Origin of the sequence: Halovenus aranensis (assembly GCF_900100385.1) — an archaeon.
Lineage (GTDB): Archaea > Halobacteriota > Halobacteria > Halobacteriales > Haloarculaceae > Halovenus > Halovenus aranensis.
Map to the genome: position 1 here is coordinate 34,712 of NZ_FNFC01000005.1, position 21,550 is coordinate 56,261.

Annotated in this window: 21 protein-coding genes, 1 tRNA gene and 1 pseudogene; 11 read left to right on the forward strand and 12 right to left on the reverse strand. The window is 61.1% G+C overall.

The genetic code is table 11. The annotated features are described in order from the left end of the window. Nucleotides 1-102 precede the first annotated feature (102 nt). On the forward strand, nucleotides 103-1,194 hold the full coding sequence (locus tag BLR34_RS06235) for a pyridoxal-phosphate dependent enzyme (RefSeq protein ID WP_092700754.1): 1,092 nt from the start codon (nucleotides 103-105) through the stop codon (nucleotides 1,192-1,194). 5 nt (nucleotides 1,195-1,199) lie between these two features. Here BLR34_RS06235 and BLR34_RS06240 read toward each other — a convergent pair whose 3' ends face one another. Next, nucleotides 1,200-2,264: a polyprenyl synthetase family protein gene (locus BLR34_RS06240; RefSeq protein ID WP_092700757.1), complete on the reverse strand. Its 1,065-nt coding sequence runs from the start codon at nucleotides 2,262-2,264 to the stop codon at nucleotides 1,200-1,202. Nucleotides 2,265-2,418: 154 nt separating this feature from the next. Here BLR34_RS06240 and BLR34_RS06245 point away from each other — a divergent pair, with 154 nt between their 5' ends. Continuing rightward, entirely contained in the window at nucleotides 2,419-2,709 is a 291-nt protein-coding gene (locus tag BLR34_RS06245) for a transcriptional regulator (RefSeq protein ID WP_092701244.1), read from the forward strand. A gap of 108 nt (nucleotides 2,710-2,817) precedes the next feature. Then, nucleotides 2,818-2,888: transfer RNA gene (locus tag BLR34_RS06250), tRNA-Pro, on the forward strand. A gap of 242 nt (nucleotides 2,889-3,130) precedes the next feature. Here BLR34_RS06250 and BLR34_RS06255 read toward each other — a convergent pair. From BLR34_RS06255 to BLR34_RS06265, 3 genes are all read right to left on the reverse strand, one after another. Next, nucleotides 3,131-4,354 carry a mechanosensitive ion channel family protein gene (locus BLR34_RS06255; protein WP_092700760.1) on the reverse strand — a complete coding sequence of 408 codons (1,224 nt, stop codon included), beginning with the start codon at nucleotides 4,352-4,354 and terminating at the stop codon, nucleotides 3,131-3,133. Nucleotides 4,355-4,358: 4 nt separating this feature from the next. After that, on the reverse strand, nucleotides 4,359-6,104 hold the full coding sequence (locus tag BLR34_RS06260; protein WP_092700763.1) for a histidine kinase N-terminal 7TM domain-containing protein: 1,746 nt from the start codon (nucleotides 6,102-6,104) through the stop codon (nucleotides 4,359-4,361). A gap of 224 nt (nucleotides 6,105-6,328) precedes the next feature. Continuing rightward, the gene (locus tag BLR34_RS06265; protein ID WP_092700765.1) at nucleotides 6,329-7,294 is read right to left on the reverse strand and encodes a transcription initiation factor IIB; all 966 of its coding nucleotides are present in this window, start codon (nucleotides 7,292-7,294) and stop codon (nucleotides 6,329-6,331) included. A gap of 177 nt (nucleotides 7,295-7,471) precedes the next feature. On the opposite strand from BLR34_RS06265, the gene rnhA reads away from it, so the two are divergent. Both rnhA and BLR34_RS06275 read left to right on the forward strand, forming a co-directional pair. Beyond that, nucleotides 7,472-8,065 carry a ribonuclease HI gene (gene rnhA / locus BLR34_RS06270; protein WP_092700768.1) on the forward strand — a complete coding sequence of 198 codons (594 nt, stop codon included), beginning with the start codon at nucleotides 7,472-7,474 and terminating at the stop codon, nucleotides 8,063-8,065. Next, the gene (locus BLR34_RS06275) at nucleotides 8,058-8,660 is read left to right on the forward strand and encodes a DUF7108 family protein (RefSeq protein ID WP_092700771.1); all 603 of its coding nucleotides are present in this window, start codon (nucleotides 8,058-8,060) and stop codon (nucleotides 8,658-8,660) included. Before rnhA ends, BLR34_RS06275 begins: the two co-directional genes overlap by 8 nt. Here the strand turns inward: BLR34_RS06275 and BLR34_RS06280 are convergent. After that, a complete protein-coding gene (locus tag BLR34_RS06280) occupies nucleotides 8,657-9,016 on the reverse strand; it encodes a PadR family transcriptional regulator (RefSeq protein ID WP_092700774.1) in 360 nt (119 codons plus the stop codon). The two genes, BLR34_RS06275 and BLR34_RS06280, sit on opposite strands and share 4 nt — an antisense overlap. Nucleotides 9,017-9,227: 211 nt before the next feature. Here BLR34_RS06280 and BLR34_RS06285 point away from each other — a divergent pair, with 211 nt between their 5' ends. Next, nucleotides 9,228-9,761 carry an inorganic diphosphatase gene (locus BLR34_RS06285; RefSeq protein WP_092700777.1) on the forward strand — a complete coding sequence of 178 codons (534 nt, stop codon included), beginning with the start codon at nucleotides 9,228-9,230 and terminating at the stop codon, nucleotides 9,759-9,761. A gap of 76 nt (nucleotides 9,762-9,837) precedes the next feature. Here the strand turns inward: BLR34_RS06285 and hisB are convergent, their stop codons facing one another. Genes hisB through BLR34_RS06305 form a run of 4 tightly spaced genes read right to left on the reverse strand, consistent with a single transcriptional unit; the run spans nucleotide 9,838 to nucleotide 12,402 of the window. Then, nucleotides 9,838-10,425 (reverse strand): imidazoleglycerol-phosphate dehydratase HisB, encoded by a 588-nt coding sequence (gene hisB, locus BLR34_RS06290; RefSeq protein WP_092700780.1) that lies wholly within the window; start codon nucleotides 10,423-10,425, stop codon nucleotides 9,838-9,840. Nucleotides 10,426-10,465: 40 nt separating this feature from the next. Then, on the reverse strand, nucleotides 10,466-10,696 hold the full coding sequence (locus BLR34_RS06295; protein WP_092700783.1) for a hypothetical protein: 231 nt from the start codon (nucleotides 10,694-10,696) through the stop codon (nucleotides 10,466-10,468). A 42-nt stretch (nucleotides 10,697-10,738) separates the two neighbouring features. Then, nucleotides 10,739-11,473, reverse strand: coding sequence for an endonuclease V (locus tag BLR34_RS06300; protein ID WP_092700786.1), 735 nt, complete (start codon nucleotides 11,471-11,473; stop codon nucleotides 10,739-10,741). 2 nt (nucleotides 11,474-11,475) lie between these two features. Further along, a complete protein-coding gene (locus BLR34_RS06305) occupies nucleotides 11,476-12,402 on the reverse strand; it encodes a rhomboid family intramembrane serine protease (RefSeq protein ID WP_092700789.1) in 927 nt (308 codons plus the stop codon). 218 nt (nucleotides 12,403-12,620) lie between these two features. On the opposite strand from BLR34_RS06305, the gene BLR34_RS06310 reads away from it, so the two are divergent. Further along, nucleotides 12,621-13,721, forward strand: coding sequence for a tRNA (guanine(26)-N(2))-dimethyltransferase (locus BLR34_RS06310; protein WP_092700792.1), 1,101 nt, complete (start codon nucleotides 12,621-12,623; stop codon nucleotides 13,719-13,721). A 1-nt stretch (nucleotide 13,722) separates the two neighbouring features. Here the strand turns inward: BLR34_RS06310 and BLR34_RS06315 are convergent, their stop codons facing one another. Then, entirely contained in the window at nucleotides 13,723-14,106 is a 384-nt protein-coding gene (locus BLR34_RS06315; protein WP_176765254.1) for a hypothetical protein, read from the reverse strand. Between the two features lie 404 nt (nucleotides 14,107-14,510). On the opposite strand from BLR34_RS06315, the pseudogene BLR34_RS06320 reads away from it, so the two are divergent. After that, nucleotides 14,511-15,727 (forward strand): annotated as a pseudogene (locus BLR34_RS06320) (RNA-guided endonuclease InsQ/TnpB family protein). Between the two features lie 57 nt (nucleotides 15,728-15,784). Then, complete coding sequence (locus tag BLR34_RS06325) at nucleotides 15,785-16,555, forward strand: YhjD/YihY/BrkB family envelope integrity protein (protein WP_092700798.1); 771 nt, start codon at nucleotides 15,785-15,787, stop codon at nucleotides 16,553-16,555. A gap of 114 nt (nucleotides 16,556-16,669) precedes the next feature. Here the strand turns inward: BLR34_RS06325 and glnA are convergent, their stop codons facing one another. Continuing rightward, nucleotides 16,670-18,025: a type I glutamate--ammonia ligase gene (gene glnA / locus BLR34_RS06330; protein WP_092700801.1), complete on the reverse strand. Its 1,356-nt coding sequence runs from the start codon at nucleotides 18,023-18,025 to the stop codon at nucleotides 16,670-16,672. A 125-nt stretch (nucleotides 18,026-18,150) separates the two neighbouring features. Here glnA and lrp point away from each other — a divergent pair, with 125 nt between their 5' ends. Beyond that, nucleotides 18,151-18,606 carry an HTH-type transcriptional regulator Lrp gene (gene lrp, locus BLR34_RS06335; protein ID WP_092700804.1) on the forward strand — a complete coding sequence of 152 codons (456 nt, stop codon included), beginning with the start codon at nucleotides 18,151-18,153 and terminating at the stop codon, nucleotides 18,604-18,606. A 32-nt stretch (nucleotides 18,607-18,638) separates the two neighbouring features. On the opposite strand, the gene BLR34_RS06340 is transcribed toward lrp, so the two are convergent. After that, complete coding sequence (locus tag BLR34_RS06340) at nucleotides 18,639-19,997, reverse strand: response regulator (protein ID WP_176765255.1); 1,359 nt, start codon at nucleotides 19,995-19,997, stop codon at nucleotides 18,639-18,641. A 93-nt stretch (nucleotides 19,998-20,090) separates the two neighbouring features. Here BLR34_RS06340 and BLR34_RS06345 point away from each other — a divergent pair, with 93 nt between their 5' ends. Then, a complete protein-coding gene (locus tag BLR34_RS06345) occupies nucleotides 20,091-21,485 on the forward strand; it encodes a sodium:solute symporter family protein (RefSeq protein ID WP_092700807.1) in 1,395 nt (464 codons plus the stop codon). Nucleotides 21,486-21,550: the final 65 nt, after the last annotated feature.

Below are 21,550 nucleotides of genomic sequence, written 5' to 3' on the forward strand. Positions count from 1 at the left end.
ACTGGTGCAACGATGTGGCCCTCAAAAGGTTTTGCTGGCGTGTGCCATCGAGACACATTCTCGGTCGACAGGTACAGGACGCCGCCATCCCAGAGACCAGGTATGTACCGCTGTGTTGCCTGTGACCGGCGCTACGAGGAGCGCGCCGGGCCGTGGCGCTGTGAGTGTGGCCGTCCGCTGGATTTCGACCGTGACCCGCTGCCTGCGCGCGGGCCACCAGAGACCCTCGACCGCGACCGTGGCCTCTGGGCGTTCGACTCGTTCCTGCCGGTCGACTGTCACGTGAGCCTCGGAGAGGGGTGGACGCCGCTGGTCGACGCCCCCGACTGGGAGTGTGCGTTCAAGCTGGAGTACTGTTTTCCGACGGGCAGTTTCAAAGACCGCGGCGCGGCGACGACGCTCTCTCACGCTGTCGAGTTGGGTGTCGACCACGTCGTTGAGGACTCATCTGGCAACGCCGGCGCAGCCATCGCGACCTACGCCGCCCGCGCAGGCGTCGACGCCGACATCTACGTCCCTGCTGACGCGAAGGCGAACAAAATCCGCCCAATCGAGCGAGCCGGTGCGACGGTTCGGCGTATCGAAGGCGACCGCCAGGCCGTCACCGACGCCTGTATCGAGGCCGTCGAGGCCGGCGACGGCTGGTACGCGAGTCACGCCTACCAGCCCGCCTTTTTCGCCGGCACCGCGACCTTTGCGTTCGAACTCTGCGCTCAACGCGAGTGGAAAGACACATCGGGGTGGAGTGCCCCCGACGTGGTCGTGACGCCGTTGGGTCACGGGACACTCTTTCTGGGTGCGTATCGCGGCTTCCGAGCTCTCGACGCCGCGGGCTGGATAGACGACCTGCCACGGCTCTACGGCGTGCAGGCCGCCGGTGTCGCACCGATTGCCACCGCACGGGGGGGCGACTCCGCCGAGAACGCCAACACCGCGGCAGACGGTATCCAGATAACTGAACCGCCCCGGCGAGGGCAAATTCTCGACGCTATCGAGACGACCGGCGGGGACGCCATCGCCGTCGACGCCGAGGAGACGAACGCAACACTCGACCGGCTCCACCGAGACGGCTTCTACACGGAGCCGACCTGTGCGGTCGCACCAGCCGGGCTCGAACTGCTCAGAGAACGCGGTGAGGTCGATGCTGGCGAGAGCGTCGCCGTTGCGCTCACCGGAACCGGGCTCAAGAAGTAGTCGCGTTACGCCTCCCGTTCGATGACAAAGCGGGTGAACTCCCGGAGGTCTGACTCTGCCTCGGGTTCAAGCTCGAGGTCGTCGAGATGGCCTCGCGCGCTGGCCGCGAGCTCTCTGGCCCGCTCCCGGGCGTACTCCAGTGCATCTACCGACTGCATGATGTCGATAGCTTCGATGATTTCCTCGTCGGTGTTGTCCTCGGCCCAGAGAATCTCTTCGAGCCGGGCAACCTGTTCGGCCGGTGCGTGTTGCGCGGTGTAGATGACCATCAGCGTTTTCTTGCCTTCGCGGATGTCGTTGCCGAACTCCTTGCCGAACTCGCCGGCCTGGTCGAGCGTGTGCTCGATATCGAGGATGTCGTCGCCAATCTGGAAGGCAATGGACATCTCCTCGGCGTAGGCAGCCAGGTCGTGTTCGACCTCGTCGGGTTGGTCGGTGACAATCGCGGCAAGTCGGGCGACGATGCGCGCGAGACAGCCCGTCTTGCAGGCACACATCTCGTAGTAGCGCTGTTCGTTGACGGTCACGGCCTTCTGGTTGTGCCAGTAGATATCCATCCCCTGGCCGAGATGAGTGCGATTGAGTTCGTGGGTGAGCATTTCGTAGGCCTGCAGTCGCTGGCTGTCACTCAGCACATCGGCGTTGCGGTCGATGACCTTCAGCGGGATGAAGTACATCGCGTTGCCGGCGTTGAGCGCGATATCGGTGCCAAAGACCTGATGGAGTGCCTCCCGACCCCGGCGTTTCCGTGCGCCGTCCTCGACGTCGTCGACGATTATCGTCCCGTTGTGGAGAATCTCGGGGATACAGGCAAAAGACAGGTGTTCCTCCGGGTCTTCACCCAGCGCCTCGACGATGACGAGCAAGAGGATGGCACGCCAGCGCTTTCCCCCGCGGTCGAGCAGGTCCCACAGCGGGTCAGCCAGCGCCGCCTGAATCGCCTCGGCCTGGTACTGGTAGGTCGCCTCGCCGAAGAACTCACCCAGATAGGTCTCCTCGACGACGCGGGGGACCAGGTCTTCGATAGCGTCGTCTATCCGCGGTCGCCACTCCACGAACCGTTCACGCATACATCTGCCTCCAGTCTGAGTTCGACATCACTCACTTGCCTCAGTTCCGCAGTAGTACACGGATATTCAAAGCACCTGAATAAAAACCCACCGGGACGGCGAGTTCGGTCTCGGGGCCAACAAAGCCTATGTGTACACGGCACAGACGACGACCATGCGCGAAGCAAGCCGGACGACACGAAAGCGGATGACCGACCGCTTGCGCGAGGAGGCGCTCTCCGCGAGCGCGCTCGCCCGTGAGTTCGAACTGCAGACGGCGACCGCGCTCACACACGTCGAACACATCGCTCAGACGCTGGACGGGACCGACGAAGAACTCTTGGTTGCGCCGCCAGCGTGTCGGGACTGTGGCTTCGACGGGTTCGACGACCTCATCAACCGCCCGAGCCGGTGTCCCGACTGCAAGAGCGAAGCCATCGAAGAGCCCGCGTTTCGGGTCGAGTGAGTGTCGCATTTCGCTGTCCGAGACGGTGAGAGCCACGGATTCACTACCGGGCCGTCGCTGCTGGGAATCGAAGGGCTTAATCCCGGGACACTCATCTGAGCAAGATGCGGGACCGTGGGGTAGCGGTATCCTCGGCGCATGGGGTGCGTCGGACCTGAGTTCGAATCTCGGCGGTCCCACTTTCCGTTTTGCCTCGTCGGTTTCCTCGCGAGCCTGCGGCTCACTGTGGGACCACCCCTCACGTGAGGAAAACTGCCGTGAGCCGCGTCTTCGGCGCGTCGCGGTGAAACACCTCGCGGCGTTCGGCGTATCAGGGGTGTCTGGTCGGAACGCAACTGAGCGACAGCGTATATGCCGACAGCTACCGATGCGACAGGCTCGCCGTGCTGGCATGGGCGTTCGTACTCCCGTCGAATCAGTGTCACTCCTCAGGTCTCGTTGCGGGGGTCTCGACACGCTCCTCGGGCACAGAGTCCCGTACCCGAAAGCCACCCGTCTCGGCGCGCCCAGTGAGTTCGCGCTGTGGGTAGGGAATTTTGATATCAGCCTCTTCGAAGGCCGTTTTGACGCCGTGGACGACAGACTCGACGGCGTACCAGCGATGCTGTGGCGTCGGTCGGTCGATCCAGAATCGCAATTCGAGGACGATAGCTGAGTCGCCGAACGCCTTCGAGACGACCTGTGGCGGTGGTGCGTCCGCGACCGCGTCGAGGCCCTTCATCGTCTCCAGCGCAGTCTCCTGTGCGTACTCGGGGTCAGCCTCGTAGTCGATACCAACCTCGAGGCGAGTCCGCAAGTGTCCCTGGCTGGTGCGGTTGGTTATCGCGCTGTTGCTGACAAGGTCGTTAGGGATGACGATGGCCTCGCCGTCGAAGTTCTTCAGCCGCGTGTTCATGATGGTGATGTTCGTCACGATACCCTCGTCGTCGCCGACTTCGACCCAGTCGCCAACGGTGAAGGGCCGAGAGAACATCAACACGAAGCCGGCAATCATCGACCCCAGCGTCTCCCTGGCAGCCATGCCGACAACGATACCGAGGAATCCCGCACCGACCAGCAGTCCCGAGAGGTTGATACCCCACAGGGTGAGTACGCCTGTCACCGCAAAAGCCAACACACCGAGATGGCTGAGCCGGAGCAGAATCTCCTGTTGGTGGTCGGTGACGCGGTCAGCCTCCTTGCCGAACTGGTCTATCAGGTCGTTAAAGAGGTCCATCGCAATGTAGGCCCCCAGGAAGATGCCAGCCGAGATGGTAGCACTCACCAGAAACGGCAACGAGAGACCGGTAAATCGGACGACCGTCACTGCCGCGTCGACTAACCCCCAGACGATAAGCAGCGAGACAAGCGCCGCGAACAGGAGTCCAGCTTGGACGAGACGTAACACAAGCCCACCGAGCGACGTCGGGATGTACGCGGCCACGGTGTCGACAGCGCCGACCATCCGGTCGTTCAGCAGTCTGTTACGAATCGCGTAGCCGAGAGTATGGACGACGTACGGGGCCAGAAAGAGCGCAACAACAGTTACAGCTACCAGCACTGCGGCGCTGACAGCCAGTCGGCCCTCTGTCGTGCCTAACTCTTCGAGAAACGTCTGGGCCTCTGACAGCGAAGCTGGAACCATACCGGTCACTGTCAGTGCCATACCGCTACGAGCCACGCGACAAACTTGGATGTTGCTTCTCGGCCCGCGTGCGGTGGTCTGCAGTCGGTAGCCGTATCTCGACCCGCGTCCCGCCCAACTCGGTGTCGCAATCGAACGAGAGCGTCCCGCCAGATTTGTCGACCAACAACCGGACCATCCAGAGTCCGAGACCGGAGCCGTGTTGCAGTGCAGTCTCCTCGCCCGCTTCGAGGGTCGCTACCTCGGTCTCGCTGATTCCTGGGCCGTTGTCCTCGACTGTGAGCACGCCCTGTGAGTCTGTCTCTGTGACAGAGACGCGAAGCCGCGTGTCCTCCCGCGCAGTGTGCATTACGGCGTTGTGCAGGAGCTCTCGAATCGCTCGGTGGATGTCCGGGTGAGCGCGAACGTGGACCGCGTCGTCTATCTGGCACGCCACGTCGACGGAGGGGTGTTCTGTGCGAAGCGTCGACAGCTCCTGTCGGGTCGCCGCTGTTAGCGTGCCAGGAACAGTCTCCGCGTCGGAGTCGATAATATCTCGGAGGTCAGTCGCCTTCTCGCTGTACTCCAGAAGCGTCTCTGCAGTCTCTCTGATTCGCTGTGTCTGTTCGTCGAAGGTGCCGTCGTCGCGGTCGGCAATGTCGAACGTCTGGCCTTTGAGGACTGTCAGCTGGTTGCGAATGTTGTGCCGGAGTACGCGAGAGTGAATCTGTTTGAGCAAATCGAGTTCTCGCTCGCGTTCACGAAGCTGTGTGACCTCTCGAAACACCAGCACCGAGCCAAACGTCGACCCGCTCTGCTCGATTGGACAGACATCGAGCGAAAAATGCCGTGGACCCGCATCGTCGAGCGTGATGTCTTCGCTGTGGCTCTCACCCGGCCGGACCATCGACACCAGCTCGGGGTAGCCCTGACAGAACGACGCCAGCGACACACCTGCTACGTCGTCCGAATCGACATCGAACAGCCGACAGGCCGCGGGGTTGGCGTCGACTACAGTCTGGTTGGCATCGACGGCGATGACGGGGTCAGCCATCGTCTCGACAGTCGTTCGCCGACTGACCGGGACCAGTCCAAACAGGTGATATCGAAACAGCGCCACCCCCCATAGCGTCGCACTCACGGAGAAGGCAAGCGGCGTCAGGTCGACGTAGGTAGGGATTGCTTCGAAGTTGCGAAACAGGTAAGTCTGGAGCGCACCCGGGAAACCGATGAGCCAGCCTGCCAGAAGCAAGAGGAGTTGGTTACGGTGTGCACCGTGGGCTGAAGCCACTTCGTCGACCAGAATACCGACTGGCGGGACGACGACGGCCACCGCATACGCGATAGAGACGAAATACCACGGTCCCGTATCGAGTTGGCTGATGCTGACAGGGTTCGCGGGCATATCTGGCCCGAGAACCAGTTCGTGTGCCGGATTCGTGACCGCGAGTACGAGCGTGACGAGTGGGACGACAAGCAGCGCAGCCACGAGCGAACGCGAGACAGTGACGCGCTCGCGGTTGCTGTACCCCCAGACCAACAGGAGCCAGCCAAACGCGACACAGAACTGAAACAGCTGACGGAGCCCCGTGTTCAGGTGAATCGGGAGCAGTTTGCCCGGCCAGGCCAGCAACGCGAGTTGAATCGACCAGCCGATAGCACCGACCTGACAGAGCAAGAATCCGCGAGCGCCCGGCTTCTCGAGGTTCCGGTAGCCGTAGGCGGCAAGGCCCAGCATCGGAGTGGCACAGACGAGCATCAGAATCGACATCGACTGCGCCGCCGTGCTCATTGTCTTGATATGTGTTAACAACCAGTTAAGTCTATTCGTCTGTGACCGACAGTGTTCAGAGAAGACCCACTCAAACAGCCGGTCGCTGCCGGTTGAACGACCGAGTGCTAAGAGACTCGAAAGTCAAGAGGTTCGGCATCGTTACTGCGGGTAGCAGTGTACGTCTGAACACTCCCCGGTGACCCCCCACCAGGGTCGCCGTGCGGGGAAAAGCGTCGGCTGCGCTAGCTGTGGATACCCATCGCTTCGATTTGCTCTTGATACCGGTTACGAATGGTCACTTCGGTGACCTGCGCGACGTCGGCGACTTCGCGCTGTGTCTTTTTCTCGTTACACAGCAGCGACGCGGCATAGATGGCAGCAGCCGCGTATCCAGTTGGCGACTTGCCAGAAAGCAGTCCTTTCTCTGCGGTGGTTTCGATGATTTCGTTTGCTTTGGTCTGTACCTCTTCGGACAGGCTCAGTTCGGAACAGAAGCGTGGGACGTACTTTTTCGGGTCGACTGGTTCCATCTCCAGGCCGAGTTCCTGAGAGATGTATCGATAGGTACGTCCAATCTCCTTTCGCTCGACGCGCGATACGTCGGAAATCTCTTCGAGACTCCGCGGAATCCCTTCTTTCCGACAGGCGGCGTACAGTGCGCTCGTGGCGACCCCCTCGATAGAGCGCCCCCGGATGAGGTCGTCTTTGAGCGCCCGCCGATAGATGACTGAAGCGACCTCCCGGACCGACCGGGGGACACCGAGTGCAGAGGCCATCCGGTCGATCTCTGACAGTGCGAACTGGAGGTTTCGCTCGCCCGCGTCTTTCGTACGGATGCGCTCTTGCCACTTGCGCAGACGGTGCATCTGGCTTCGTTTCTTCGAGGAGATAGAGCGGCCGTAGGCGTCTTTATCCTTCCAGTCGATGGTCGTCGTCAGCCCCTTGTCGTGCATCGTCTGGGTCGTCGGCGCGCCGACGCGAGACTTCTCCTGTCGCTCCTGATGGTTGAACGCCCGCCACTCCGGTCCTGGGTCGATATTGCCTTCCTCGACGACGAGGCCACAGTCGTCACAGATGAGCTCCCCCCGGTCCGAGCTCTTGATGAGGTTCTCGGACCCGCACTCTGGACAGTCTCGCACGTCCTCGGATTCCTCTTGTTCAGTTGTAGACTCACGCTCGCGCTCCCGCTGGCGGCTGGACCGTGTCATCGCATTTTTATAGTAGTAAGATAGAGAAACTTAAACCCTTGGCAAGTATTTTGTGGTTTTTACTAAGACAAGATTGGGGCAGAACGCGCGAATCGCCCGACAGCGCAGTGTCGGAATTCTGTCGATGCAGAGAGAACCGAAACACATACAAGTGATTCGACGGTGAAGTAAGGGTCAATGCCGGTTATCGAGTGCGACCCTACGCTGGCGCGCGAGCGACTGGAGACAGCGGGTATCGAGCCCGAATCGGGCAACACCGAACACGAGCGCTGGCGTGCTGAACGCGGGAACGCGACTGCCGTAGCCTACGACGACAAGGTCGTCGTGCAGGGCGGCGATACCGCTCGTCTCGAGGGGCTTCTCAGAGACGGCGGCGGCCGCGCACACGTCTACTTTGACGGTGCATCACGCGGCAATCCCGGCCCGGCAGCGATTGGCTGGGTCATCGTCACCGGCGACGGTATCGCCACCGAGGGCAACAAACCCATTGCAGACACCACGAACAACCGGGCCGAATACGAGGGGCTCATCCACGCCCTCGAAGTGGCTGATGGGTACGGCTTCGAGGAGGTCGAAGTCCGTAGCGACTCGGAGCTTGTCGTCAAGCAGATTCGCGGCGAGTACGACGTGAACAGCCCAGAACTCCGAGAGAAACGCGTTCGGGCGATGGAGCTGTTCGCGGAATTTGATTCGTGGTCGCTCAAACACGTTCCGCGCGAACTAAACGAACGCGCCGACAACCTAGCAAACGAGGCGTTCGAGGATGGCTGAGAACCACAGCGACAGTGTCGACGAGGCGACCGACGAACAGCCGCTTCCGGCAGAGGTCGTCGACCAGGCAGAACAGCTCACCCGCCGGGCGCGCGAGGCGGTCGACGACAACGAAGCCACGGCCTACCGCGAGAGGCGAGCCGAGTTACTCACAGAGTACGACTACCGAGCACGAATCCGCAACGATGACGACGACGTGCTGGTGTTGTATCCCGACGAGTGGCTCACGGACGGCGTCGCACAGCTCGAGGCAATCGAGGACCTCGACCGCGGTATCGAACGGCCACTGGAGGGTGCCGGCGATGCCGAGCAGTGGCGCGCAATCGAGGAACACAACCGCGACCTCGCAGACCGCGTCGAAGCCGCTCACGGCGAGGTCCACGGCGAGAACGCACACGCGCTTGCGGACTTCATGAGTAACCACTACGCCAAGGAAATCGAGCGGGCGACCGGCGAGGAAGTCGCCGAGTTCCGCGAGGAGTACTTCCCACGTAACGCCTGGCCAAGCGACGAGCAGCAGGCGGCGATTGATGCCTCTCTCGAATACGTCTTCGAGTGTGCACAGACGGAACCGCCGGCCTGGCGGGAGAACTAGTTTGCCTGTTCGACGAGCGTCTCGATGTCGTCTGCGCGCTCGGTGTCGACGACGAGGCGGTCGAACGTCCACTCAAGCTGGTCGAGCAGCGCGTCGTAGCCGTCCTCGGTCAGCGCGTACTGGTTCGTCCGCTTGTCGAGTTCGCTTTTCTCGACGAGCCCCATCTCGACGAGGTCGTCGAGGTTCGGGTAGAGACGGCCGTGGTTTACTTCGGTGCCGTAGTACGACTCAAGTTCCCGCTTGATAGCGAGACCGTACCGTGGCTCCTCTGCGAGAATCGTCAATATGTTCTGTTGAAATGCGGTCAACTCGCTAGCGATACCGGGGCTGTCAGCAACTGCTTGTGCCTCTGACATTACACGAAAGTATACCAGGAATACACTTAACCGTTGGTAAACTAACTCTACGTTGTCAGTAGTTAACCGCAATACGTGAAGCCGGTACAGATGTATCTATCGCGGTGAGTGAAATGTTCACCGCCGCAGTACGAACCCTGGACCGTGTGCCTATGGCCGGTTACGGCTCAGACCGAAAGTAGTTTTTGACCGACGGTCGGAGCGGAAGACGATGGTAAACCTCTGGGAAGACCTCGAAACCGGACCGAACCCGCCCGAGGAGATATACGCAGTCGTCGAGTGCCTGAAAGGCGAGCGAAACAAATACGAGTACGACAAGGACGTGCCCGGCGTAGTGCTCGACCGTGTCCTGCACAGCAACGTCCATTATCCCTCGGACTACGGGTTCATCCCGCAGTCGTACTACGACGACGAGGACCCCTTCGACGTACTCGTGCTCGTCGAAGACCAGACGTTCCCCGGCTGTGTCATCGAAGCCCGCCCCGTCGCCCTGATGAAGATGGACGACGACGGCGAGCAAGACGACAAGGTCATCGCTGTCCCCAGCGAGGACCCACGGTACGACCACGTCGAGGACGTCGACGACCTCTCCCAGCAGACCCGCGACGAAATCAGCGAGTTCTTCGAGACCTACAAGAACCTCGAAGAAGGCAAAGAGACCGAAACGCTGGGCTGGGAGGACCGTCAGGCTGCGTTCGACGCTATCGAACACGCCCAGGACCTTTACGAAGAACACTTCGGCTGAGGCGGCGTCTGTGGCCGGTCAGCGACACACGTGTCGACCGGCACCCGTTCAGCCACACGCCGTGAGTTGTGTTGTTCTACAGTTCGCCTTTCGTGCTCGGTGTAGCGCTGCGACGCTCGTCGAGACGCGTGGCGTCGTCGAGCGTTCGCGCCAGCGCCTTGAACAGCGCCTCTATCTCGTGGTGAGCGTTCGCGCCGTCGACGCTCACCTGTAGCGTTAGCCCGGCGTTCATCGCGAGTGAGCGACAGAAGTGGCGGGCCATATGGCTGGTCATCTCGCCGACGGTCTCCTGAGAGAAGTTCCCGTCGAACGAAAAGTGCGGACGGCCGCTGATATCGACGACGACGCCCGCCTGTGACTCGTCCATGGGGACGCGTCGGTCGGCGAATCGACGGATGCCACGCTTGTCTCCGAGTGCCTCTGCGAACGCCTGTCCGAGTGTGATAGCGACATCCTCGACAGTGTGGTGGTCGTCGATGTCCAGGTCGCCGTCACACGAGACTGTGAGGTCGAACAACCCGTGTGTTGTGAACGATTCGAGCATATGGTCGAAAAAGCCGATACCGGTGTCGACGGTCGCGTCGCCGTCGCCGTCGAGTGCGAGGACGACCTCGATGTCGGTCTCGGCTGTCTCGCGCGTGACGGCTGCACTGCGGTCTGTCATACTGTCTGAGAGGGCGGCCGAGTACTTGGCGGTTGTGTCCTCACTCGACCCGCGTCACCAGTTCCGTCACGCGCCCCCCTTCGTACTCGACTGCCTCGATTGCCTTCTCGACCTCGTCGCCCTCGACTCCCGCGACGTTTCCCATCGGGACGACTCTAGTTCGGTCGTCGGCGGATTCGGCGAGGAGCACGTCGCCGACCAGTTTCACCGACTCACAGTCGAGTGTCTCGCTACCGTCCAGTGGCGTGTCGAGGTGCACGGTCACGCTCATACTGTGCAGTAATACGACGTACGACGTGATAAGCGTAGGCCTTCAACTGGTCAATTCGCCAGCGTATGCATCAGCCAGCCGTGTCGGCTCGGGCAGTTTGTACTCAGCGGCCTGGCGCGCCACCACATCAGCGGCAGTTTCGGCACTCACCCGGTGACCCGGGCTGACATACAGCGGATTGATGTGGCGCGAATCGGAGTCGTACTGTCGCGTCTGAACCGCGTAGCCGATGACGGTCCCGTCGGGAGCGGTCACGTCCTCGTCTGCCTCGATTGCGACGCGCTCGCCCGCCCCAAGCGGTTCGTCGAGCGACTCTCGGGGCTGGCCACAGAGCAGGCTCTTTGCGACACCGATTGTCGGCACGTCGAGTGTCACGCCGATATGTGTCGCCAGTCCGGCCTCACGGAAGTGAATTCGACCGCTGCCGTCGACGAGCACGACATCGGGCTCGCGTTCGAGGCCTACGAAGGCGTCGAGAATCGCGCCACCTTCTCGAAAGCTCAGCAAGCCCGGAATGTACGGAATCGCTGTCGGCGCTGTCGCGTGGGTGCGCTTGATTACCTCGCCGCCCTGAATGAGCACGAGTGCGCTGGTCGCCGTGTCGCCGTCGAAAGCCTGGTCGACGCCGGCGACGACTGGTTGCTCGCCGAGCGCCGTCGGCTCGACAGCCAAGTCGTCGGTGAACGCTGCGGCGTCGGCGATGTCTGTCTGGCGTGTCTCCATCTCGGCACGCGAGAGCGACGGGTCGGGGACAAATTCGGGGCGTACAGGCTCCATAGCTACGGTCGTCGGCCGGGACCACCCGGGCCAGGTGGACCGCGCCCCGGGCCGCCAGGGCCGCCGCCGAACCGATACTGTCCTGGCAGGCGAACGCGGTCTTTGACGCGCTGGCCGTAGGCGAGACCGAGGAGTACACCGACGAGGTGGGCCACGTGTGCGATACCGCCCGCCCCAGGTCCACCGGTGGCAATGAGCAACAGGCTAATCGCGATAGTGCCGCCGGTGATAATCCAGATCTGTAGCGGGATGATGAAGTAGAGATAGACAGTAAGGTCGGGTTTCAACACGGTGAGGACACCCATGAGCGCGAGGGCCGCCCCGCTCGCACCAACGACGCCGGGGCCACCGGACCCGAGCGCCATCTGGTAGAGGACCTGACCGGCTCCCGCGAGAACCCCGCTGACGAGGAACAGGATTGCGAACTCCTTCGAGCCGATGTACTGTTCGACCAGGCGGCCGAAAAAGTAGATGACGATACCGTTGAACAGGATATGGAGGAAGCTGCCCGGCGAGTGGGCGAAAATCGACGTAATCCACGTCCACACGAACAGCGGATTCTCCGGCGAGAAGACAAACAGCGTCTGGTGGGCGTCTTGGCCGAACGTAAATAGGACCACGAGCTGGACTAGATACGTTACTGCCATCAACAGAAGCACGAGGTAGGTCATGTTCCCCCGGAAGTACGCGAGCGGCCCGCCGGGGCCGGTATCGACACCGAGACTCGCCAGCAGCCCATCGTCGTTTGTCTCGTCGATAACCGTATCGTCGAATCCACTGTCGAAGACGGGGCCGGAGTTGTCCCAGTTCTGGAGGCCAGTGCAGTCGTGGTTCTCCGGTAACCGGTGTTCCGCACAATAGGTCCCGTCACAGTGGCGACAGTGATACGGCATACTCTCTTCTTGGCCGCAAATGTCACACTCCGCCATTATTCGACCATTGCACCGGCCGCGGGAAAGATATTGTGCTTGACACGGTCCCGATATTTATACCCGAAGACGACACCACTTTCCCTGTGACCTGAACGGAAGGCACGGAGCGCCTTACGGGAGTCCGGCACATCGCTCCGTGACTGCTGTCGTGCCGGCTGTTTGCCCCAAACGCCGAGAATCGTGCCCCTTTTGCGGGTTGCTGCCGTCGTCACCGTATGAACGTCCGGGAAGGCTCCGTCGAACTCGTCGTTCCAGAGCAAGGAGAGGGTGCCGGGGACGAGGTGTTCTTCAACCCGGTTCAGGAACTCAACCGCGACCTCACCGTCGCCGTTCTTCGGGCGTACCGCGACCGAGAGCCGCGCGCGGAGATGTATCTCGACGCCATGGCCGCGAGTGGCGCACGTGGGGTTCGTGCCGCGGCCGACGGCTGGGATGTCACCTGTTGTGACGTTGACAATGATGCCGTCGACCTCTGTCGGGAGAACTTCGCGCGCAACGACCTCAACGGTGATGTGCGTAACCGAAATGTCAACGCACTGTTGCACGACGATTACTTCGATGTTGTCGACATCGACCCGTTCGGGACGCCGATGCCGTTTGCCGACGCTGCATTCCAGGGGACACGAAATCTCCTGTGTGTGACCGCAACAGATACCGCACCCCTGTGTGGCGCACACTTCGAGAGCGGCGTCCGAAGTTACAGCGCCGTCCCACGGAACACGGAGTACCACGCCGAGATGGGCGTCCGGATTCTGCTGTCGGCCTTGGTCCGAACGGGCGCGCGATACGATATCGCGCCGCGTCCGGTGCTGACACACGCCACGAAGCATTATGTCCGAACCTACCTCGAACTCGATCGCGGCGCGACCGTTGCGAACAACATGGTCGACAGACTGGGGTACGTCCATCACTGCGAACACTGCCTGTACCGCGAGAGCGAAGCCGGGCTGATTGCGGACCCGCCGTCGTCGTGTCCGCTCTGTGACCACGGCATTCAGACGGCTGGCCCGGTCTGGCTCGACGGAACCTGTGACCCCGAGTTCGTCGCGGCTGTCCGTGACAGCGTGAGCGACGAGATGGGGACGGCAGCGAAAATCGACGAGTTGCTCGCGACGCTTACAGGCGAGCTGTCGGTCCCGACTCACTACGACCAGCACCGACTCTGCAAGCGCTGGGGTCGACCTGCCACCTCGATGGACGGCTTTCTCGAACAGCTTCGGGAGGCAGGCCACGAGGTCTCGCGGACACATTACGGCGGGACGACATTCAAAACGACCGCGGCAGTCGACGAAATCCAGGCTGTAACCGGTGAATGACTCACCCGCCAGAGAGACTCTGGCCGATGCGACCAACAAGCGCGTGAACGACGCCGTAGGCTGGCGTCAGAAAGTAGTTCACCATCGCCACGAAGCCAGCAGCCCCGCCGAGTGACTGGAGTTCGACGCCCGTCGCATCGGGAAATGCGACGACGACACCAGCGCCGAGTGCAACCGCAATCCAGAGGTCCGGCGCATACTGACTGAGGTCGTAGTCAAGAACCGTCGGTGCCGTTGCGAGCGTCTCGCGCACGGCTGCAAACGCAAGAGCAGCGAGCGCAAGCACGACTGCAAACGGAACAGATGCACCGATACCGGCCAGCCCTGGCAGAATGAGGACGACACTGGTCACGAGCAGGACAGCCGTGACCCGTCGTATTGCCACACGATACTCCTCCATATGGGGACGTGGCCGTCGACTCTCTAATGGCTTTCGAGGAGAGACAGACAACCGAACAGTCGGACCGCGTCGCCACCGCCAGCCAGTCTATATACACGAGTCGGTCGTCGGTGACAGTGTGCCCCAAACCCGACACGTACCGTCGAACCATCTTCCGTCAGCGAGGGAATCCCCCCTTTCTGTGAGTGACGAGTGTTCCGACCAGTCGGAACCGAGGAGCGAACAGGGGCATGGCAAGACCGGAGGTCTTGCTGTAAGCGAAAATCTTCGCTTTTCGAGGACGGGAGGGAATCGCGTAAGCTCTGTGTCGCAACCCACCGGCTACACCACTGTTGACTCCCCAATAATTTCTCACCATATGAATACCTTCTATACTCGCTCAAATTCATATGGCAACTGTGGAGCTTCGACGTACTGCCGTCGTGAAACTCGACGTGGACGACGATGCTCACGCCTTCTCCAAGAGACGATAGACCGCTTCAAACAGGCCGCTCAGATGGTTGCAGACGACGGGTGGAACGGCACGGAAGACGGCTACATCGTCACGTCGAAAACTGAGCTACACGACCGGACATACAGCGAAGTACGCGAAGCGACCAACGAACTCAACGCTGACCGCGTATGCGCCGCTCGGAATCGAGCCGCCGACGCACTCGATTCCTGTGCCGAGAAACGCAAAGACGGCGAGAACCCCTCGAAACCATAATTCACGTCGGATTCGGTCGTCTACAACCTCAACGCGATTACCTACTACGACGCCTACGCCGCGCTTGCAACCGTAGACGGACGTATCGAAGCCGAGTACGTCCTGCCAGACGAGGACGTACCCGACAACCTACTTCTCTGAAGACTGGGAGAAGCGCGAAGCGACACTGCATCACCATGACGGCGACTACTACCTCCACATTGCTGTTGTCAAAGAGACGGACACAGAGCCGGAAGATGCCGAGTACGGAACGGTACTCGGCGTAGAGTTGAACGTGGACGGGCACCTTGCGGTCACTTCGACTGGCGGGGTCATCGGCAACGCCGACTACCTCAACCACAAGCGACGAGAATACGAGAAGCGGCGTGGACAGATGCAACAGACCGGAACGCGGTCGGCACATCTCACGATGAAATCACTCGGTGGGCGATTCGCCAACTGGAGCGAAGACTACCTGCATCGTGTCTCGAAGGCACTGGTGCAAGAAGCTCTCGCCCACGACTGTACCCACATAGCGTTCGAGAAGCTGAAACATATCCGCAACCGCATCTCGAACGCGAGCAAATTCCAGCAGTGGGCGTTCCGTCGCATCCAAGAGTACACCGAGTACAAAGCCGCGGAGTAGGCATTGCCGTCGAGAAAATCGCGCCACAGTACACTAGTCAACGGTGTAGTCACGTTGACTGTAGCTTTACCCACAAGGATAACCGCGACGGCGACGAGTTCTGTTGTCTCAAATGCGCCCGTGAATACCACGCTGACTACAACGCCGCCAAAAATATCGCTCGGAAACTACTCCAGAACTGGCACAGGTCTGGTTCTGGAGGGGCAACCGGTCACCTTGTCCTCAAGTCAGGGAGCTTGAACGTGAACGGCATCTTCACGCCTACCACTGTCTAGTGGTCAGAACGGGAGTCCACCGACAAGCTCCGCCTTTTACGGCGGAGAAGGTGACTCGTGTTCTTTCCGTTGTACTACGTGTTCCCCGATAGCGAGGTCACGGTCCGCGAAGCCGTCCCGGGAACGCTCGTCGCGGCGGCAGGGTGGACGGTACTCGCCCTGCTGTTTGGCGTATACACCACCTACGCTGGTGGATTCCAGCTGTACGGTGTATTGGGTGGGATGCTTCTCTTGTTGCTGTGGTTCTATTTCGGCGCCGCTGTGTTGCTGGTCGGTGTCGCAGTCAACGTGGTGTTGGCCGACGGGCACGGAGACCGGCAACTACAACAGGTATCGGGTCGACAGCCTACACAACGAGCGACTATGGGCGAAGCTGATGGGCCGACAGACGACGACACGACCGAGTCAGCCGACGACGGGAGCGCGTCGGACCGTCGCGAACAGACGAGCAGGGCACAGCACGAGCGTCAGACCGTTACACGCGACGAACTGCGCGACCTCCAGGACCAACTCGAGGAGTTCGAGGCCGAAATCGAGGACCGGACAGTCCATCGTGAAGAACTCGAACAGGACCTGAAGCAATACGTGCGTGGGCGAGTTCGGCGCGGTCACGCCACGGGCTGGGGGCCGTATCTCGTCTTGCTGTATGGAACCGCGATGACTCTTGGGGCATTTTATTTCCTGGGTGGAGGGTGGGCAATCCTCGCGATGCTCATCGTCTGGCTATCGACACTCGGGCTGTACACGCTGATGGTGCTCGTCGGCGTAACAGTAAAGACAGTGAGAGCGCCCGGGCGAGTGCTTGACAAGCTGCGAAGCCTGCGGTAGCTCGTACGGCCGTTCGTGATTATGTTCGTGACCGTATCACGTCTCTCACTGCTTCAGGCAGCGAGGCGCGAGTGTTGCCCCCTCGATGGCGGTAATTAGCCACGGCCGACCGTATCAGAACGTTTCGAGGTAGCGGTCGATTTCCCACTGGGAGACATCGACGAGGTAGTCCTGGAACTCCTGGCGCTTTGCCTCGAGGAACTTCTTGGACGTGTGTGGGCCGAGCGCGTCCATGACAACCTCGTCGGCTTCAAGCGCGTCGACGGCCTCGCCGAGGTTGGCCGGAAGCGTCTCGATGCCGTACTCCTCGCGTTTCTGTTCGTCGAAGTCGTAGATGTTCTCGCGGACGGGGTCGGGACAGTCCAGGTCGTTCTCGATGCCGTCGAGGCCGGCCTGAATCATCGCCGCCAGCGCGAGGTATGGGTTACACGAGGGGTCCGGCGAGCGGAGTTCGATACGCGAGGCAGCGGGGACGCGTGCTGCGGGCTTGCGGATGAGCGCCGAGCGGTTGACATCGCTCCAGGCGATGTAGACGGGGGCCTCGTAGCCGGGGACGAGGCGTTTGTATGAATTGACTGTCGGGTTACAGACCGCGGTCAGGGCCGGTGCGTGCTCGAGGATACCAGCCAGGAACTGTTTGGCAGTCTCGCTCAGGTCGAACTCGTCGTCGGCGTCGTGGAACGCGTTCTCGCCGTCCTCGGTGAACAGCGAGAGGTGCGTGTGCATCCCGGAGCCGTTGATGCGCGGAATCGGCTTCGGCATGAACGTGGCATGCAGGTCGTGCTGTGCAGCCAGCGCGCGGACCGCGACGCGGAACGTGGCGATGTTGTCGGCAGTGGTCAGCGCGTCCTCGTACTTGAAGTCGATTTCGTGCTGGCCCTCAGCGACCTCGTGATGGCTGGCCTCGACCTCGAAACCCATCTCGTCGAGTCCGTAGACGATGTCACTCCGAACGTCCTGAGCGAGGTCTTTGGGCGCCATGTCGAAGTAGCCGCCGCTGTCGTGGGTCTCGGTCGTCGCGGTCCCGTCCTCGTCTTCCTCGAAAAGGAAGAACTCGGGTTCGGGGCCAGCGTTGATGGTGTACCCCATCTCGTGGGCGCGGTCGATGGCGTTTTTCAGAACGCGCCGCGGGTCACCGGAGAACGGTTCGCCGGTCGTGGTGTCGATAACGTCACAGATGAGCCGCGCGCTCGTCACCCGACCGTTGTTCCGCCACGGCAACACAGCGAACGTCCTGGGGTCCGGTTCGAGGCGCATGTCCGACTCCTGAATCCGGACGAACCCGTCTATCGAGGAGCCGTCGAAGTAGATACCTTCCGTGAACGCCTTCTCGGCCTGGTCGGCCGGAACGGAAACGTTCTTTACCGTCCCCAGAATGTCCGTGAACTGCAACCGGAGAAAGTCGACACCCTCTTCGTCGATGCGCTCGAGCACTGCCTCCGCCTCGCTCGATATATTTTTACTTGTCATCTTTCGACACGAGAATCAGTGTTCTACACCTACTAAAACCCATCTATTCTGAGCAATCCTTGCACGACGACGATAAAATTGTATATTCGTAAAATTATAATGGGCCGCGCTCGTTTTTCGGGTTGATGACGTACGAAAATTTAGACGAGAAATTGGTGAATGCACTTCTGGGAGACGGGCGGGCAAGTCTGCGGAGTCTCGCAGAAGACCTCGACGTATCGGTGACGACTATCTCGAATCACCTCTCGGCGCTCGAAGACGAGGGAATCATTCAGGGTTACACACCCAAAATCGACTACGACGCGGTCGGGTACGACGTGACTGCTATTCTCCAGCTAAAAGTCGAGGGGAGCGCGCTGGTCGAGGTGACCGAGACGCTGAGTGACCACCCACAGATGGTGAGTGTCTACGAGACTACCGGCGACCACGATATCATCGCCATCGGGAAGTTCCGGAACACCGACGACATGAACGACACCATCAAGAGTCTGCTCACCGACCCCGAAATCAAGGAATCGAACACGAGCGTCGTCCTCAACCCCGCCAAAGAACACGAGCAGTTCGAACTCAAAGGAAAATAGTACACGAACGACACAGACGCCGTTCGACTGTGCTACGGCGACTTCGTGATGAAGATTTCGTACTCTACGGCCTGCTCGCCGACGCGGTTGATGTAGATATCGATGCCGCGCTGCCAGTACGCGTCGGTGATAGGGTCCGGCGGCATCTGCTGGTCGCTCACGAGTGGGCTGTCGTCCAGCCCGCCCAGCGCGGGCGAGGTGATTCGGAGCGTAAACCCCTGTTCAGTCGTCTGACACCGCACTGTACACTCTTCGCGGAGGTTGCCGAGTGTCGTGCGGAAGATTTGCTCGACGAGCGTGACGACCGAGTCGTATCGCGCGTTGACGAGCGTATCGTCGCCGATTTCGAGCTGTGACGACTCTGAACGGGCAGTCCGTCTCCAGGCCTCACGGACGGCGTCTTCGACGGAGGCGCTGGCGGGTGTCTCTGAACTGTGGCCCGCAGAGAGCGTAGCCAGCCGCTCACGTGCCTGCGTCGCAAGAGCATACGCCTCGGCCACCGACTCGTCGCCGTGTGATTCGAGCTGGTCCCGGACAGAGTCGAGTTGTTCCAAGACCGCGTCGAACCGGGAGCTGTTGTGTGGGCCGACCCTATCGGCTGGCAAAATCAGGCCGAGAATTGCTGGCTCACCCCCGTACTCGACACGACTCCCGATGACCTCGACTGTCCGGTTGTCACCGTTCCGGCAGTGGATGTCGACGATATACCTGACGCGGTCGGCTTTCCCGCCCTCGCGGCGGTCGAGAGCCCGCCGGACGCGCTCGTGGTCGTATGAGGCGACCGTCTCCATCACTGGAGTCCCGACAAGTTCCTCGCGGCTGTACCCGAGCATGTCGGCAAATAGCCCGTTTGCCTCCTGATAGACCTGATTCTGTGAGAGGCCGACGCCGATGAGCCGCTGTTCGAACAGCTGGTAGTACCACTGCTCCGCGCGGAGACGGCGATAGTGCTCTCGACGGCGCGCGACGGCGTTTTCGATTCGGTTACAGAGGATATCGTACCGTTCTGCCCCCGAGCCTTTGCGGAGGTAGTCGGTTACGCCGGCCGAGATGGCGTCACTCGCAACTTTCTCGCTTCCCTTGCTCGTGAAGAGAATAAATGGCAGGTCAGGGAACTGTTCGCGGACCGATTCGAGCAGCACCAGCCCATTCATCTCCGGCATATCGTAGTCGCTGACAACGCAGTCGACGCGTTCACGATCGAGAAATGAGAGGACTTCTGAAGGGTCGGACAGCCCCGTCACGGTCATGTCGCTCCTCTCGCGTTCCAGCATCTCCACGTTGAGTTCGAGGGTCAGTTCGTCGTCGTCAACACAGAGTACGTGGATTTCTCCCTCGTGTGCGCCACGTGCGTGTGCAGTGGTCTCCCCCGAGCCCATCTGCTGTGCCATTACTAGTGTGCTTGTTACTCTCTATCTATTATTCTTTCTGAAACAGGTTTTTGTGAGTGGCACGGAAACATAGAGACCCGACGGCACACCGACATGAGAGGGCCAGGTATCGCCGACCGCCTCCGGTCGCTGTACGCGGGTGACGCCGAGTCTTTTTATACCGCAGACCGCCGTGTCGGCCTCCTGTTTGGGGCGATGAGTCTCACTGCGACACAGGTGAGCGCGGGGACACTCATCGGAACTATCGGCATCCACTACACCGTCGGTATCGGATTTGGACTCATCTGGCTCGGTATCTGGGCCGGGTGGCTGACCTCAATGCTGTTCGTCGGACCACAGCTCCGGGCCGAGGGCGGCTACACCGTCGCAAACTACCTCGCAAGTCGGTTTGGAACTGGAGACGGTCACGTCCGTGCAGTCGCCGCAGCCTTTATCGCCAGCATCTATCTCGTCTACACGACCGCACAGTACGTCGCCGGCGGTATCCTCTTCCGGGCCGTGTTCGGTATCGGCCAGTTTGTCGGTATCTGTCTCGTCGTTGCGCTTGTGCTGTCGTATACGGTCGTCGGCGGGATGCAGTTCAGCGTCTATTCAGATGTAATACAGGTAATGGTACTCGTCGGGGGATTGGGTCTCGCTACCGGCGCCGGCGTACTCGACATCGGTGGCCCGACCGCACTTACCGACGCGGCTACTGATATCGACCCACAGCTCCTCTCACCGGCCGCCGCACCAACACTGACCCTCGGCCTCGCGCTGTCGTTTGGCTTCGGTATCACTGTCGCACCCTTCGAGCTGTCGCGGGTGTACGCGATGCAGAACCCACAGACGGTTCGGCGTGCGATTCCCATCGCTGTCCTGATACAGGCGGTCATCGCGGTCTGTGTCGCGACCCTCGGCCTTCTGGCGCGGGTCCGGTTCCCGGACCTCGGAACCCCCGATGCAGCTGTGACAGAGCTGGCGCTGGGGCTGTTCGGCCCGGTCGTTGGCGGGCTATTGTTACTCGCAGTCGTCGCCGCTATTCTGAGTACCGTCGATTCCGTGCTGCTTGTGACCTCCGCCTCAGTGTCCTCAGACCTGTATGCGAAGGCGCTGCCAGCGCTGGGTGTTCTCGACGCATCTCCTGATGACAGACAGCTCGCACGTGTCGGACAGGGCGCGACCGTACTGGCTGCAGTCGTCCCACTGGCCTTCGCGCTGTTTTCGGGCTGGCTCGGCGAACTGGTCCAGCGTATCGTGGCACTGTACACCTCTCTGCTCGCCGGGACGCTGTTCGTTCCGGTCGTCGGGGGATTACATTGGTCGGCAGCCACGAAACGCGGCGCTCTCGGTGGGATGGTCGCTGGCTTCTGTAGCGTCGGAGCCTGGCAGGTGCTCAGAGTGTGGGGGATGGCAAACGACGTGACCCAAGCAGTCGACCCAGTCGTGCCCGGCCTGCTCTGTAGCCTCGTCACCTTCGTCTCTCTCTCGTGGCGTGCCGGCGGCTAAGAACACAACGACACAACAGAGAGAACAGAAGAGGATATGTTTAGGCAGTACGAGCGGTCGGCAAA